Here is a 14,384-nt window from a genome sequence, read left to right as displayed (position 1 = left end):
TGCCCCCCGCCTTTCCACACCTTCGTCTCACGGCGGGGTCGCGGCCCGTCGTGACAACGCCCGAAAGGGCCGGACCAGAACAAATCACGCAACCAACACCACGCTTTGACGGCAGGGGCCCGTCCGGTGCGAGCCGGGCGACCGGGATCCTGTGCGCCCCGCCCGCACGAAGCGGCCAACAAGGAGACAACGGATGGACAGACGGATCGGACTCTGGGCGCAACGGATCGCGCTTGCGGGCCTGCTCGGGGCGACCGCCTCGGTGGCCTCGGCGCGCGACATCATCTGGGCGCGTTACGGCGATATCGACAGCCTCGACCCGCAGCGCGCGACCAGCACTCTGTCGCTTCAGGTCTGGAGCCTGATCTACAACACCCTGCTCGCCACGGACAAGGACGGCAAGCCCGTGCCCAACATGGCGAAATCCTGGACGTCGAACGCCGACGGCACGCAATACACCTTCAAGCTGCACAAGGGCATGACCTGCTCGGACGGCAGCACGCTGGACGCCAGCGACGTGAAATACACCGTCGACCGCGCGCTCGACCCCAAGGCCCCCAGCGTCACCAAGGCCAGCTGGGGACCGATCGAGAAGGTCGAGGTGCTGGACCCGCTGACCGTGCGGTTCGACCTGTCCAAGCCCTTCGTCGCGCTGATCCCGTTCCTGGCCGACAGCTTTTCCTCGATCATCTGCAAGTCGAACAAGGACAAGCCGGGGTTCGGGACCACTGCGGCCATCGGATCGGGCCCGTGGATCTTCAAGTCCTGGACCAAGGGCGACGAGATCGTGCTGAAGAAGAACCCCAACTACGTGAATTACGGCAAACTGGCACAGAACAAGGGCGCGCCCTACATGGACGGCCTCACGATCAAGGTAATCCCCGATCCGCAGGCGCGCCTCGCCGCGCTGAAGACGGGAGAGGTCGACATCGCCGAGCCGCCGCCGGACGACGTGCCCGCGATCAAGAAGTCGGGCAAGCTCAAGCTCGTGGTGGCGCAGAATACCGGGCAGAACGTGTTCTGGGAATTCGCCGTGCACCGGCCGCCGTTCAATGACAAGCGCGCGCGCCTTGCCGTGGGATATGCCACCGACGCGGCCAGCGCGGTCAGCCTGATCTACGGCGACCTGACCCATCAGGAGGAATGCCCCGTCTCCAAGGGCACGTTCGGCAACGACCCGGCCTTCTGCAAGAAATACCGCCCCGGCTACGACCCCGCGAAGGCGAAGGCGCTGCTCAAGGAGATGGGCTACGGCCCCGGACATCCGCTGGAAACGAACATGCTGGTCTGGACCGGCGGCAACCGCGACAAGCTGGCCGAGGTGTTCCAGGCGCAGCTGGCCGAGGTGGGCATCAAGGCGCATATCCAGATGATGGATATCGGCACCATGAACGCCCGCGTGAAGCAGGAGAACAACACCAAGACCGGCATCGGCAGCATGGATATGATGACCTGGTCCTGGTACGATCCCGACATCCTCTACGCGCTGTGGCATTCGCCGGGCGCCTATGACGGCTTCACCTCGCCCGAGCTTGACAAGATGCTGGAACAGACCCGGGTTCTGACCGATCCGAAGGCCCGGGCCGAGAAGGTGCACGAGGTGTTCAAGTACCTGCTCGAGAACGGCGTGCAGATCCCGCTCTACTCCCCGGGCTGGGAATGGGTGTTCGCCGTGCGGCCCGACGTCACCGGCTTTCACGTCGCGCCCTTCGTCTACCCGATCTTCAACGACGTGAAGATTGCCGCCGCCGACTAAACGCAGCCGACTGACCGGCCGCCGACTGACCCGCCGGAGACTGACCCGCCGGCGACGATGCCGGAAATGACGCCGGGGGCGGCCCGCTGCCCCCGGCGTCAGCCGCCCCACCCGACCGACGAAAGGACCGAGACGATGTGGCGCTTTGTCGGAGGCAGGCTTGCCATGGGCCTGCTGACCATCTTCGCGACGACGGTCGCGGTGACCCTGCTGATCCATCTGGTGCCGGGCGATCCGGTGCAGATCATGTATGCGCAGAGCCAGGGCACAACGCCCGAACAGCTCGAGGCGATCCGCCATTCGCTGGGCCTCGATCAGCCGATCGTGTTCCAGTACCTGCATTTCCTCGGGCGGCTGCTGCACGGCGACCTGGGCTATACCATCCGCGGCCATCAGGCGGTGCTCGACGTGGTGCTGCAACGCCTTCCCAACACCATCGCGCTGGCGGTCACGGCGCTGGCCATCGCGGTCGCCATCGGCCTGCCGATGGGCTTTGCCGCCGCCTACTGGCAGGGCAGCCTGCTGGACGCCGGTCTGATGATCCTGTCGATCGGCGGTATCGCGATCCCCAGCTTCTGGCTTGGCCTGATGCTGATGCTGTTCTTTGCGGTCGACCTTGGCTGGCTGCCGGTCTCGGGCACCGGGCCGCTCAACATCCTGCTGCCGGCCTTCACCCTCGGGTTGTCGAACGCCGCGATCGTGGCGCGGATGACGCGCTCGTCCATGATCGACGTCATGAGCCAGGATTTCGTCCGCACCGCCGAGGCCAAGGGCCTGCCCCGCAGCACGATCCTGGTGCACCACGTCCTGCGCGCGGGCCTCGTGCCGGTGGTGACCATGCTGGGGCTGCAATTCGCCTTCATGATGGGCGGCGCCGTGGTGGTTGAGAACATCTTCGCCTGGAACGGCGTCGGGCGGATGGCCGTCGACGCGATCTTCCAGCGCGACTACCCGCTGATCCAGGGCTTCATCCTTTCCTTCACCGTGGTCGTGGTCTTCGTCTCGATCCTGCTCGACACGGTCTATGCCCTGATCGACCCCAGAATCCGGAGAAGCTGAACGATGCCGTCCAACGCCTCACCCACCCCGGACACTGCCGCAAACTCCGCCGCCAATACCTCCGCCCCGGTCCGTCGGATCGCGCGCCGCCCGTTCTGGCTGCGCGTCCTGGGCACCGTCAACGGCGCGATCGGCGGCGCCATCGTCTTCGTGCTGATCCTGAGCGCGGCGCTGGCCGGCTGGATCGCGCCCTATCCCCCCGCCAAGATGGCGGTCGGGGGCCGCTTCGGGCTGCCGCAGGCGGCGCATCCCCTCGGCACGGACGAGTTCGGCCGCGACCTGTTCTCGCGCATCGTCTTCGGCAGCCGGCTGACCCTGACGATCGGGGCGATCGCGGTGGGGATCTCGCTCATCGCGGGCCTCGCCGTCGGGCTGACCGCCGCCTATCGCCGCGGCTGGGTCGAGACGGTGCTGATGCGATCGAGCGACGTGCTGTTCTCCTTCACCGAGACGCTGATCGCGCTGGCCTGCGTGGCCGTGCTGGGCCCGAGCCTGCAGAACGCGATGATCGCGGTCGGCATAGCCGGCATCCCCTTCTACGCCCGGACCTGCCATTCCGCCGCGCTGGTCGAGGTCTCCAAACCCTATTTCGAGGCCTCGGTGGCCGCCGGGGCGGGGCATGCGCGGCTGGTGTTCGTGCACCTTCTGCCGAACGTGTTCCCCACCATGGTGGTGGTTGCGACGCTGGGCGTGTCCTCGGCCATCCTTGCCGCGGCGGGGCTGTCGTTCCTTGGCCTCGGCGCGCAGCCACCCGATCCCGAATGGGGGCTGATGCTCTCGGGGGCGGCGCATTACCTCAATCGCGCGCCCTGGCTGATGGTCGTTCCCGGCCTTTCGATCGCGGTGACCGTGCTTGGCTTCAACCTGCTGGGCGACGCGATCCGCTCGGCCATGGATCCGCGGAGGCAGGGATGACCGCCAAACCGTTGCTCGAGGTGCGCGACCTGCGCGTGGGCTTTCGCACAGGGGGCGCAGAGACCCCGATCCTGCACGGGCTGGATTTCGCGGTGAACCCCGGCGAGATCTTCGCGATCGTGGGTGAATCCGGCTCCGGCAAGTCGGTGACGGCGATGTCGCTGATGGGCCTTCTGCCGCGTGCCAGCGCCCGCATCGACGCCGGCCGCGCCCTGTTCGAGGGCGAGGACCTTCTGCACCTGCCGCCCGAGCGGCTGCGCGCCATCCGCGGCAGCCGGATCGGCATGATCTTCCAGGAGCCGATGACCTCGCTCAACCCGGTGCTGTCGATCGGCAGGCAGATGACCGAGGCGCCGGTGGCGCATGGCCGCGCGTCCCGCCGCGACGCCGCCCGCCTTGCCGTCGAGATGCTGGAACGCGTGGGCATCCCCGAACCCGCCCGCAGGCCGCGCCAGTTTCCGCACGAATTCTCGGGCGGGATGCGGCAGCGGGTCATGATCGCGATGGCCATGATGATGCGCCCGTCCTTGCTGATCGCGGACGAGCCGACGACCGCGCTCGACGTGACGGTGCAGGCGCAGATCCTCGGGCTGATGCGCGATCTCGTGCGCGAGACCGGGACCAGCATGATCCTGATCACCCACGACATGGGCGTCGTCGCCGAGATGGCCGACAGGGTGATGGTGATGCGCCACGGCCGGATCGTCGAGGCGGCGGATACCGCCAGCCTCTTCGCCCGGCCGACCCAGCCTTACACTCGCGACCTGCTGGCCGCCGTGCCCCGGATAGACGGCGACACCCCGGCGCCCGGCCCCGCGCGCAAGACCGCGCCGCCGGTGCTTCGGCTCGACACCATCACCAAGAGCTTCGGCGGCGCCCGGCCTGCGCTGGCCGCGGTGTCGTTGCAGATCGCGCCGGGCGAGATCCTCGGCCTCGTGGGCGAGAGCGGCTCTGGCAAGTCGACCCTCGGGCGCGCGGCGGCAAGGCTGACCGAGGTGGATGGCGGGACGGTGACGCTGGAGGGGCGCGACATCACCCGCCTCCGGGGAAGCCGCCTGCGCGAGGTTCGCGCCGGTGTGCAGATGATCTTTCAGGATCCCTATTCCTCGCTCGATCCGCGGCTGCGCATCGGCCGCACCATCGCCGAACCGCTGGCGATCCACGCAGGGTTGCGCGGCCGGCTGGCGCGGGCGCGGACGGGGGAATTGCTGGCGCAGGTCGGGCTCGACCCCGAGATGGCCGACCGTTTCCCGCATGAATTCTCGGGCGGGCAGCGGCAGCGCATCGCGATCGCCCGGGCGCTGGCGGCAAAGCCCCGCCTGATCATCGCGGACGAGCCGACATCGGCACTCGACGTCTCGGTTCAGGCGCAGGTCCTCGACCTGCTCGGTCGCCTCAGCGTGGAGCGGGAGCTGGCCTTCCTGTTCATCTCGCACGACCTGTCGGTGGTTCGGAAGATGGCGCGTCGGGTCGCGGTGATGCGTGCGGGGCGGCTGCTGGAAATCGGCCCGACGGCCGAGGTTCTCGGCGATCCGCGCCATGCCTACACCCGCGCGCTGATCGCAGCCGCCCCGATCCCCGACCCCGCACAGCGCGACCGCCTGACCCGCGCCGCACCGCCGGGGGAATACCCCGACGGGCCGCTCCGCCAGGTGGGCCAGGATCATTGGGTGGCGGCATGACGATCGGCATCGCCGCCGCGGGACCCGGTGCCGGGCGCGCCGTCTGCCGCGCCCTCGCCGCGGTCGAATGTATCGGACGCGGCGCGATCGGCGGCTTCGTGAGCTTCGTCGCCCTGACCGGCAGCGGCGCCCCCCTGCGCGCCGAGATCCAGGCCGGCGGGATTGGCGCGCTGTTCGGTGCCGACCTCGCAGACCTGCCGCCCGAGATGGCCGGCGCACGGATCGCCGGCCTGATGTCGAGCGGTCCGAATCGGCCCGAGCCGCTGAGCCGCTTCACCCCCGCGAAGCAGGGCGTCGGGCTGGTGACGGGGCACCGGATGCCGAACACCCCCGGCACGGGCGGGCGGGCGCTGAACGACGACGTACTTGCGCTGATGGAGACCGGCCTTTCGCCCGAGGCGGCGGTGACCCGGGTGGTCGCGGCCAACCCCGAGGTCGACGCCGGGCTGATCGCGCTGTCGGCCAGCGGCGAGATGTTCCTTGCCGATACAGCGCTGGTCGGGCGGCGGGGGGATTGCGGGCAGGCGCTGCTGCGCGCCGGGCCGGGCGCAGGGGGCGCCTGCGTGCTTCACAACTCCATCCTGCCCGACCGACCGCTGGCCCAGCTTGTCGCCGGGATCTGCCTCGACACGATGTGGCCGCCGGACCGGGCGGACGGTGTGCTGGCGCTTGCGGCAGGCGTTTCGGTCCGCGTCGGCCCGCAGAACGCGCTGCTCTGCGACGCAGCCGGGACGGTGTCCGAGATCCTCGTGCAGGACCCCAAGTTCGCCACTGGCGAATGGAGCCTCGGGCTGGGGCACAACCCGCCGGTCCTGCGCGGCGGGCGCGCGGCAGGGGTGATGCTGTATGAGCCCTACCTCGTGGTGCGCGACGGGCGCGTCGCCTCGATCGACGGCGGGCGGGACCTTGTGGTGCCGGTGCGGTGGCTCTGATCGCCCCGGCGCCCGTCCGGTCAGGAGGCGCGCAGATCCTCGAGGTAGATCCGCACCGCGTCCTGCACATGCCGGAACCGGTCGCCGCCAAGGTGCTTGCCGCCGAACCAGCGCGTGACCACGACGATGTGGCCGTGAAGCCCCTCACGCTCCAGCATCCGCAGGATCACGAGGCCCGCGCCACCCTCTCCGTCGTCGTTCTTCAGCGGGGCGTCTTCCGTCAGAAGCGCCCAGCTGTTGTGCGTCGCCTTGGCGAACTTCTTCTTGCGGCAGAGCGTCTTGATGAAGGCCCGCGCCTCGGCGTCGGAACCGCAGGGGCCGCCCGAGACGGCATATTTCGATCCGCGGTCGCTGATGACGTTCTCGAGAATGCGCATGGCGCAGGCTTAGTACCGGGGGCCGCGGGCGGCAAGGTACCCTAGCCACCCGGCACGCCCCAGCACCCGATCCGGGCCGGTTGCGCGCCGTCACGCCGGGCCAGGCGAGGCGGGCCGGGCGAGGCGGGCCGGGCGAGGCGGGGCGCCGGATCAGCCGGTATCGCCCCCGGCCACCACGAGCGTGCTTGCCGTGATGTAGGACGCATCCTCCGAGGCGAGGAACAGGATCGGTCCGACCTGTTCCCGAAGGCTGCCATAGCGCCCCATCATGGTCGAGCCCGTCACCTGCGCCACCGCCTCCGCCATCCACGCCCGTTCCTGCGCGCTGTCGCCGTCGGGATTGCGAGGCACGCGCCGGGGCGGCGCCTCGGTCCCGCCGGGGGCGGCCGCGACGACGCGGATGTTCTCGCCCGCCACCTCCATCGCCAATGCGGCGGTCAGGGCGTTCACGCCCCCTTTCGCGGCGGAATAGGGCACCCGGTGGATCCCGCGCGTGGCGTTGGACGAGACATTGACGATGGTGCCCCCGCCACGGCTGCGCAGATGCGGAAGGGCGGCGTGGCAGGCCCAGAGCGTGGGCATCAGCGACCGGCGGATCTCGGCCTCGATCTGGGGGGGCGTGAACTCGGCATAGGGCCGCATCCGGATCGCGCCGCCGACGCAGGTGACCAGGATGTCGACACCGCCGAAGGCCTCCTGCGCCGCGCGCAGGGCCGTCGCCGCCCCTGCGTGGGTCTCAAGGTCGGCGACCGCCGCCACTGCCCGCCCGGGCCCGTTGGCCGCGATCTCGGCGGCGACGTCGGGGGTGAACTCGGCCCGGTCGGCCAGAAGCACGTCGGCCCCCTCCGCGCAGGCCCGCGCCGCGACGCCGAAACCGATGCCCTGCGCCGCCCCGGTGACCACCATCACCTTGCCCCTGAACCTTTCGGGAAAGATCATGCGGCCTCCTCCACTGCGCTCGGGGTGAATTTCTCGTAGTGGAAATTCGCGGGATCCACCCCCTTGTCGCGCAGGAAACTCCGCACCGCCTCGACCATGGCGGGCGGGCCGCACAGGTAGATGTCGACCGCGCCACCATGGAGCATCGCGTCGTCCAGGTGGTTGGTGACGTACCCCTTCAGCGGGTGGGAAGATGCCTCGTCCGCCACGCAGGTGGCCCAGCTGAACCCCGGCAGCCGGTCGGCCAGCGCCTCGATCCGCGCGGTCTCGACAAGGTCCGCATCGGTAGTGACGCCGTAGAGGAGGTGGATCGGAACATGGTCCGTCCCGTCCTTCCTGGCCCCGTCCTGCGCCGCTCCGTCCTCCGCCATCGTCTCCAGCATCGACAGGATGGGTGCGAGGCCGGTGCCGCCCGCCAGCATGACGATCGGCCGTGCCCGTTCGCGCAGGAAGAACGAGCCGAAGGGACCGGTGAAGCGCAGCGTCTCTCCCGGTTTCGCGGTCTCGCGCAGGTAGCGGCTCATCGCACCGCCCGGCACGTTGCGGATCAGGAAGGTCGCCTCCGCCGCGCCCGGCGCGGAGCTGAAGGAATAGGATCGCGTCACCACCCCGCCGGGCAGCCCGAGGTTCACGTACTGCCCCGGCAGGAAGTCGAGCGCGGCGGGATCGGGCAGCGTCAGCCCCAGCAGGATCGTGCTGTCGGACACCTGCCGCAGCGTGGTGATCCGGCCCTCGAACTCCGCCGGGCCCAGCTTGCAGGCCGAAGACGGCACCGGAACCGCGACGATGCAGTCGCCCTCCGGCACCATCTGGCAGGTGAGGACGAGGCCGCCGGCGGCCTCGTCCTCCGTCAGCGCCTCGTCGAGATACTCGTCGCCGAGGTCGTAGACCCCCTGTTCGCAACGGCATTTGCAGGTGCCGCACACCCCGTCGGAACAATCGACGGGCAGATTCACCTTCTGCCGGTAGGCCGCGTTCATGACGGTTTCGGACGGGTTGCACGAAATCACCTTCGTCACCCCGTCCTCGAAGGTCAAAGCAATGCGATAGCTCATCTTTTTCCCCCCTCAGACGTGATAGATGTCGATCACCTGATGGATGTAGTCATCCTTCAGGATCACCTTCTTGGCCGTGATCTTCGGCGCCGGCCCCGAAAGGTCGATCGTGTAGAACGACGTGCCGAAAAAGCCCGTCGTCTTCTGGTAACGGTGGCTCAGCGTGTGCCAGTTGAACCGCAGGTCGACGGCATCGTCGCGCCGCGCCAGAATCTCGATGTTGGAGATCATGTGGCAGGTGCGGGGCTCGGGCATGGTGGCGCCGGAACGTTCCGTCTTGATCCGGAAAACGCGGTCTTCCAGCCCGTCGCGGTTGGGGTAGTAGATCAGCGACACCTGCGCCTGCGGATCCTCCGTCAGGCCATCGTCGTCGTCCCAGGCGGGCATCCAGAAGGTCGCCTCGGGGGCATAGCACTCCAGCCACGCGTCCCACTCGCGGTCGTCCAGCAGGCGCGCCTCGGCATAGAGGAACGCGGCGATCTGGTCCTGGTCGGGGCGGAAGGGCGCGTTCATGCCGGTTCCTCCTCTTTCGCGGAAACCGGCGCGAGGGCCTCCCCCAACGCCTTGGCCCAGTATTCGTGCTGCCGCACGAAAAGCCCTTCGTCCTCGGACCGCTCGCCCGAGATGATCGGCGCAAGCCCCATGGCCCTGGCGTTCTCGTCCGCGCCCTCGATCCAGCGCGTGGCGCCGCGGCTGAGGTCGTTCCACACGCCGTCGGCCGCCGCATAGGCGGTCTGGCAGGCGCGGAATTCCTCAAGGTCGTCGGGCGTACCCATGCCCGAGACGTTGAAGAAATCCTCATATTGCCGCAGGCGCAGGGCGCGTTCGGCCGCGGGTTCGCCCTTGGGGGCGAAGCAGTAGATCGTGATCTCGGTCTTATCCACGCTGATCGGGCGCACCACCCGGATCTGGGTGGAGAACTGGTCCATCAGGTAGACGTTCGGATAAAGCCCCAGATTGCGGGTCTGGCCGGTGATGAAGCCCGCGCGTTCCTTGCCGACGCGCGCCTCCAGCTCCTCGCGGTGGTTCCAGACCGGGCGCACCTCGGGGTTCAGGGTTCGGGTCCAAAGCAGGATGTGCCCGCGCGCGAACCCGTAGACGCCGCCCACGGATTTCGACCAGCCGTTCGCGTCAACCGCGCGGGTGCCCTCGGCCTCGTAGTTGCGGTGGCCCATCGTGGCCGAATAGTTCCAATGGACGGAGCTGACGTGATAGCCGTCAGCCCCGTTCTCCATCTGCAGCTTCCAGTTGCCGTCGAACGTGTAGCTGGAATTGCCGCGCAGCACCTCGAGCCCCTCGGGCGCCTGATCGACGATCTGGTCGATGATCACCCGTGTCTCGCCCAGGTGGTCCTCAAGCGCGGGCACGTCGGCGTTCATCGAGCCGAAGAGAAAGCCGCGATAGCTTTCGAACCGCGGCACCCGCCGGAGATTGTGCGACCCTTCGGTGTTGAACGCCTCGGGATAGCCGCCGGTCTTGCCGTCCTTCACCTTCAGAAGCTTGCCGGTGTTCGAGAAGGTCCAGCCGTGGAACTGGCAGGTGAAGCTCGACTTGTTGCCGTGCTTGCGCCGGCACAGCATCGCGCCGCGATGGGCGCAGGCGTTGATGACGGCATGCAGGGCGCCTTCGCGGTCGCGGGTGATCACGACCGGCTGGCGGCCGATCCAGGTGGTGAAATAGTCGTTCGCCTCGGGGATCTGGCTTTCATGGGCGAGATAGACCCAGCCGCCTTCGAAGATATGCGTCATCTCGGCCTCGAAGATCTCGGGGTCGGTGAAGATGTCGCGGCGGCAGCGGTGGATCCCGGTCTGCGGGTCCTGTTCGACCGCGCGGGCGATGCGGTCCTTGAGGTCTGTGGTCATTGCGTTTCCTCCTCGATTGCGGGCCGGATCGGCCGGGTCCTTGGCGATGCGTGCGGCAACAGGGTGCAGAAGGTCGGCCCGCGACCGCGGGGCGATGAGCCGGAATGCCGGCTCATGAGACCTCAAAAGTATCGGGCGATACCTCCCTGAAGGCGGCTCCTCCCGCCGCGCGCATCACTCAGCGCTGGATATGCTGCCGGTCAGGGCCGTAAATTGCCAAGACTATCGGAATCTGCATCCATACCGGGAGGGTATAGTATGGAGATGCGTCAGCTACGGTACTTCGTGGCCGTCGCGCACGACCGCAATTTCTCGCGCGCGGCGGAGCGGCTGCACATGGCACAGCCCCCGCTCAGCCGGCAGATCCAGCTGCTCGAGGCCGAGATGGGCTGCGCGCTGATCGACCGGTCGGTGCGCCCCCTGCGGCTGACGGCGCCGGGCCGGCTGTTCCTCAAGCAGGCCGAGCAGATCCTCGCCCATGCCGAGGCCACGCGTCAGATGATCGAGCGTTCACGGGCGACGGAGAAACTGAGCGTGATCTTCGGCTTCGTCGCCTCGACCATGTACGGCCGGTTTCCCGCCCTGATCCGCGAGTTCCGCAAGGTGGCGCGCGACTTCGAGATCAATCTGGTTGAGATGAGCAGCCTCGAACAGATCGCCGCGCTCAAGGAGGGGAGGATCGACGCGGGGTTCGGCACGCAGCGGTTCGAGGATCCCGCGGTCCGCCGCGTCCTTCTGCGCAACGAGGAGATGGTCGTGGCGATGCCCGCGACCCATCCCCTTGCCGGTGGCGACGCGCCGCTGCCGCTTGCGCGGATCGTGCAGGAACCGCAGATCCTCTACCCCAGCCATCCGCGGCCATCCTATGCCGACCAGGTGCTGGCGGCCTTTCACGACTACGGCCTCGCCCCTGCCATCGTGCAGGAGGTGCGCGAGCTGCACATCGCGCTGGGGCTGGTGGCGGCAGAGGAAGGCGTGGCGATCGTGCCCGCTTCGGTGAAACGCTCCTGGGCCGAGGACCTGCGGTTCCGCCCGATCGAGGAACGCCCGACCTCGCCGATCTTCATGAGCTTTCGCGAAGGCGATGTCTCGCGGCCGATCAGGGCCATGATGGAGGTGATCTGCCGGATGTACGCCAGCTGGGGCTACGAGGTGCCGGAGGGGCTTCTGACCGACTAGCCCCCGCCCGCCGCGCGCTATTTCCGCAGGACGGTGTTCTGGTCGACCATGTAATCCACCGAGATGTGGAACGCGGCGGCGCCGAGCGCGCGGGCGATGCTGCCGAAACGGCCGGCGGAAATCTCGGGCGGCTGGATCCCGCGCAGGTCGAGCCGGTAGAGATGCGCGCGGACCTCCTCGATCAGGCGCGCACGCATGTCGGCCGGGATGGCCCCGTCGATCACCACGGCCTCGAACTCGATCACCGCCTGGGTCGAGACGATGGCATGCGCGAGGCTCCGCGCCGCGCGGGTCATCCAGGCGGTGATCAGCTGCGGATGCGACCGCCAGCCGCTTTCGTCGGAATAGAGCGTCTCGGGGTCGGCCCCCGCATCCGCAAGAAGATGCTCGAGCACCACGAGCGAGGCATGGTCGATCAGGCGGTCGCCGCCCGGCTCGTCCGGGATCCGCAGCGGCCCGAAGCCCCCCGCCGTGCCCCGCCGTCCGGTGAAGACGCTGCCGTTCAGCACGATCCCGCCCCCGATGAAGGCGCCGAGGAAGAAGTAGATCACGTCTTCCTTGTGCGTCGGCGGACCGAATACCAGCTCGGCCCGACAGGCCGCGGCGCCGTCGTTCTCGACCGAGATCGGCCCCGGCACGAGATCGGCGAAGCCCGTCACCGGGTCGAACTCGCGCCAGGCGTCCATCTCCTCGCGCGGAGCACCGAAATCTTCGGTCCAGTGCCAGAGCTCCGAGGGCATCGCGACGCCGAAGCCCGAAACCTCGTCCCGGCGCAGCTTGGCCGAGCGCAGCAGGGGCCGCAGATTCGCGTTGAGAAAGTCGATCGCGCGGGCGGGTGTGGGGTAGTCGTGGCGCTGGATGCGCCGGGCCAGCACCCCGCCGCAGAAATCGACCGCGACCAGGTCGAAGCTGCGCCGCCCGATCTTCAGCCCGAGGTAGCGGTTGGCATCGGGGTTGAGCCGCATCGGCACCGAGGGCTGGCCCACCCGACCCCGCCGCGGCGCGTCGCGCAGTAGCAGGTTGTCGGCCTCCAGCGCGTTGAAGATGACCGAGACGGCATTGGCCGACAGCCCCGTCGCGCGCGTCGCCTCGGCCTTGGTCATCGTGCCGTACTGACGCAGGAGATGCAGCACCAGCCGTTCGTTGTAGCTGCGCACCGCGATCTGGTTCGACCCCTTGAGCGGGGTCGCCAACAGAAGTTTCTCCTTGTCGTCGACGTTCATCCTGTCGGGTCCGATGCCTTTTCTGCCCCGGGGGTATCCTGGGCGCATCCTAGGCCGCGCCGGCGCGGCCGAACAAGCCGAAACGTGTCGGACGGCACCTGCGCACGTCAACTTAATAATTCATTTGCGAGTTTATATTGACAGGCTGCGAGTTGCGGATCTACTGAATCAACCATGCTGTGCGGGATCTGAGGAGAGGTCTCCGCAGCGTGTCAGCCGGTTCCGGCGGGCGAAAGAAGATGCGGCGGACCTGAAACCACTTTGCAGGGACTTATCCGCCGCGCGCTCCGGGACGAGTGTTAACGGGAGGAGAACATGAGGAAATTCAAGACCGGCGGCGCCGGGTTCGTGGCGGTGGGACTGCTGGCGATGGCGGCGTCGGGGCCGGCCATGGCAGAGGGCGTGAAGGCCTGCCTGATCACCAAGACCGATTCCAACCCCTACTTCGTGAAGATGAAGGAAGGCGCCAAGGCCGAGGCCAAGAAGCTGGGCGTCTCGCTCAAGACCTATGCGGGCAAGTACGACGGCGACAACGAAAGCCAGGTGTCGGCGATCGAGGCCTGCATGGCCGATGGCGCCAAGGGCATCCTGATCACCGCCTCGTCGACCAAGGCGATCGTGCCGACGGTCGAGAAGGCGCGCAAGGCAGGCCTTCTGGTGATCGCGCTGGACACCCAGCTAGACCCCGCAAGCGCCGCCGACATGACCTTTGCGACCGACAATTTCCACGCGGGAGAGCTTGACGGCCAATGGGCGAAGGCCAAGCTGGGCGACAAGGCCAAGGATGCCAAGATCGCCTTCCTCGACCTTGCCGTGTCGCAGCCGACCGTGGGGGTCAAGCGCGACCAGGGCTTCATGAAGGGCTTCGGCATCGACATCAAGAACCCCGACAAATGGGGGGATGAGGACGACCCGCGCATCGTCGGGCACGACGTCACCGGCGGCTCGATCCAGGGCGGCCAGAAGGCGATGGAGAACCTGCTGGCCAAGAATCCCAACATCAACCTCGTCTACGCGATCAACGAACCGGCGGCGGCCGGTGCCTACCAGACGCTGAAATCCTTCGGCAAGACCAAGGGCGTGACCATCGTCGCGATCGACGGCTCCTGCCAGGGGGTGAAGAACGTGGGCAAGGGCGTGATCAGCGCGACCGCGCAGCAATATCCGCTGCGCATGGCCGCGCTCGGGATCAAGGCGATCGTCGAATACGCCAAGACCGGCGAGAAGCCCAAGGCCACCGAGGGGAAGGACTTCTTCGACACCGGGGTGAACCTGGTCACCGCGGATCCGCAGAAGGGCGTCGACTCGATCCCCGTCAAGAAGGGCGAGGCGATGTGCTGGGGCTAGGTTCCGCGGCGGCGCCCGGCGGGCGCCGCACATGACGACCGGGCGGGGCCCCTGCCCC

13 protein-coding genes are annotated in these 14,384 nt (G+C 68.2%); 7 read left to right on the top strand and 6 right to left on the bottom strand.

All coding sequences use genetic code 11. The features are described from left to right. Nucleotides 1-193 precede the first annotated feature (193 nt). The 5 genes from CVV76_RS12125 (at nucleotide 194) to CVV76_RS12105 (ending at nucleotide 6,344) form a co-directional block, all read left to right on the top strand. Nucleotides 194-1,756: an ABC transporter substrate-binding protein gene (locus tag CVV76_RS12125; protein ID WP_102224906.1), complete on the top strand. Its 1,563-nt coding sequence runs from the start codon at nucleotides 194-196 to the stop codon at nucleotides 1,754-1,756. A 135-nt stretch (nucleotides 1,757-1,891) separates the two neighbouring features. Next, nucleotides 1,892-2,815 carry an ABC transporter permease gene (locus CVV76_RS12120; RefSeq protein WP_102224905.1) on the top strand — a complete coding sequence of 308 codons (924 nt, stop codon included), beginning with the start codon at nucleotides 1,892-1,894 and terminating at the stop codon, nucleotides 2,813-2,815. Between the two features lie 3 nt (nucleotides 2,816-2,818). Next, complete coding sequence (locus CVV76_RS12115) at nucleotides 2,819-3,730, top strand: ABC transporter permease (RefSeq protein ID WP_102224904.1); 912 nt, start codon at nucleotides 2,819-2,821, stop codon at nucleotides 3,728-3,730. Continuing rightward, the gene (locus CVV76_RS12110) at nucleotides 3,727-5,412 is read left to right on the top strand and encodes an ABC transporter ATP-binding protein (RefSeq protein WP_102224903.1); all 1,686 of its coding nucleotides are present in this window, start codon (nucleotides 3,727-3,729) and stop codon (nucleotides 5,410-5,412) included. Before CVV76_RS12115 ends, CVV76_RS12110 begins: the two co-directional genes overlap by 4 nt. Beyond that, nucleotides 5,409-6,344 (top strand): DUF6963 family protein, encoded by a 936-nt coding sequence (locus tag CVV76_RS12105; protein WP_102224902.1) that lies wholly within the window; start codon nucleotides 5,409-5,411, stop codon nucleotides 6,342-6,344. The genes CVV76_RS12110 and CVV76_RS12105 overlap by 4 nt, the downstream gene beginning before the upstream one ends. A 20-nt stretch (nucleotides 6,345-6,364) precedes the next feature. Here the strand turns inward: CVV76_RS12105 and CVV76_RS12100 are convergent, their stop codons facing one another. The 5 genes from CVV76_RS12100 to CVV76_RS12080 form a co-directional block, all read right to left on the bottom strand. Further along, nucleotides 6,365-6,721 (bottom strand): YigZ family protein, encoded by a 357-nt coding sequence (locus CVV76_RS12100; RefSeq protein ID WP_102224901.1) that lies wholly within the window; start codon nucleotides 6,719-6,721, stop codon nucleotides 6,365-6,367. A 150-nt stretch (nucleotides 6,722-6,871) separates the two neighbouring features. Next, the gene (benD, locus tag CVV76_RS12095; protein ID WP_102224900.1) at nucleotides 6,872-7,660 is read right to left on the bottom strand and encodes a benzoate diol dehydrogenase BenD; all 789 of its coding nucleotides are present in this window, start codon (nucleotides 7,658-7,660) and stop codon (nucleotides 6,872-6,874) included. Next, nucleotides 7,657-8,715, bottom strand: coding sequence for a benzoate 1,2-dioxygenase electron transfer component BenC (gene benC / locus CVV76_RS12090; RefSeq protein WP_102224899.1), 1,059 nt, complete (start codon nucleotides 8,713-8,715; stop codon nucleotides 7,657-7,659). Before benC ends, benD begins: the two co-directional genes overlap by 4 nt. A gap of 12 nt (nucleotides 8,716-8,727) precedes the next feature. Further along, complete coding sequence (gene benB / locus CVV76_RS12085; protein WP_102224898.1) at nucleotides 8,728-9,228, bottom strand: benzoate 1,2-dioxygenase small subunit; 501 nt, start codon at nucleotides 9,226-9,228, stop codon at nucleotides 8,728-8,730. Beyond that, nucleotides 9,225-10,577, bottom strand: coding sequence for a Rieske 2Fe-2S domain-containing protein (locus tag CVV76_RS12080; RefSeq protein WP_102224897.1), 1,353 nt, complete (start codon nucleotides 10,575-10,577; stop codon nucleotides 9,225-9,227). Before CVV76_RS12080 ends, benB begins: the two co-directional genes overlap by 4 nt. Nucleotides 10,578-10,835: 258 nt before the next feature. Between CVV76_RS12080 and CVV76_RS12075 the strand changes: the two genes are divergently transcribed. After that, entirely contained in the window at nucleotides 10,836-11,756 is a 921-nt protein-coding gene (locus CVV76_RS12075) for a LysR family transcriptional regulator (RefSeq protein WP_102224896.1), read from the top strand. Between the two features lie 17 nt (nucleotides 11,757-11,773). Here the strand turns inward: CVV76_RS12075 and CVV76_RS12070 are convergent, their stop codons facing one another. Then, nucleotides 11,774-12,979 carry an ROK family transcriptional regulator gene (locus CVV76_RS12070; RefSeq protein WP_158243145.1) on the bottom strand — a complete coding sequence of 402 codons (1,206 nt, stop codon included), beginning with the start codon at nucleotides 12,977-12,979 and terminating at the stop codon, nucleotides 11,774-11,776. A 315-nt stretch (nucleotides 12,980-13,294) separates the two neighbouring features. Here CVV76_RS12070 and CVV76_RS12065 point away from each other — a divergent pair, with 315 nt between their 5' ends. Then, nucleotides 13,295-14,326 (top strand): sugar ABC transporter substrate-binding protein, encoded by a 1,032-nt coding sequence (locus CVV76_RS12065; protein ID WP_102224894.1) that lies wholly within the window; start codon nucleotides 13,295-13,297, stop codon nucleotides 14,324-14,326. Nucleotides 14,327-14,384: the final 58 nt, after the last annotated feature.

This window comes from Acidimangrovimonas sediminis (genome assembly GCF_002871005.1).
In the GTDB taxonomy this organism is placed as follows: Bacteria; Pseudomonadota; Alphaproteobacteria; order Rhodobacterales; family Rhodobacteraceae; genus Acidimangrovimonas; species Acidimangrovimonas sediminis.
Note: the sequence above shows the minus strand (reverse complement) of the source record. Positions and strands in the feature narration are given on the sequence as shown.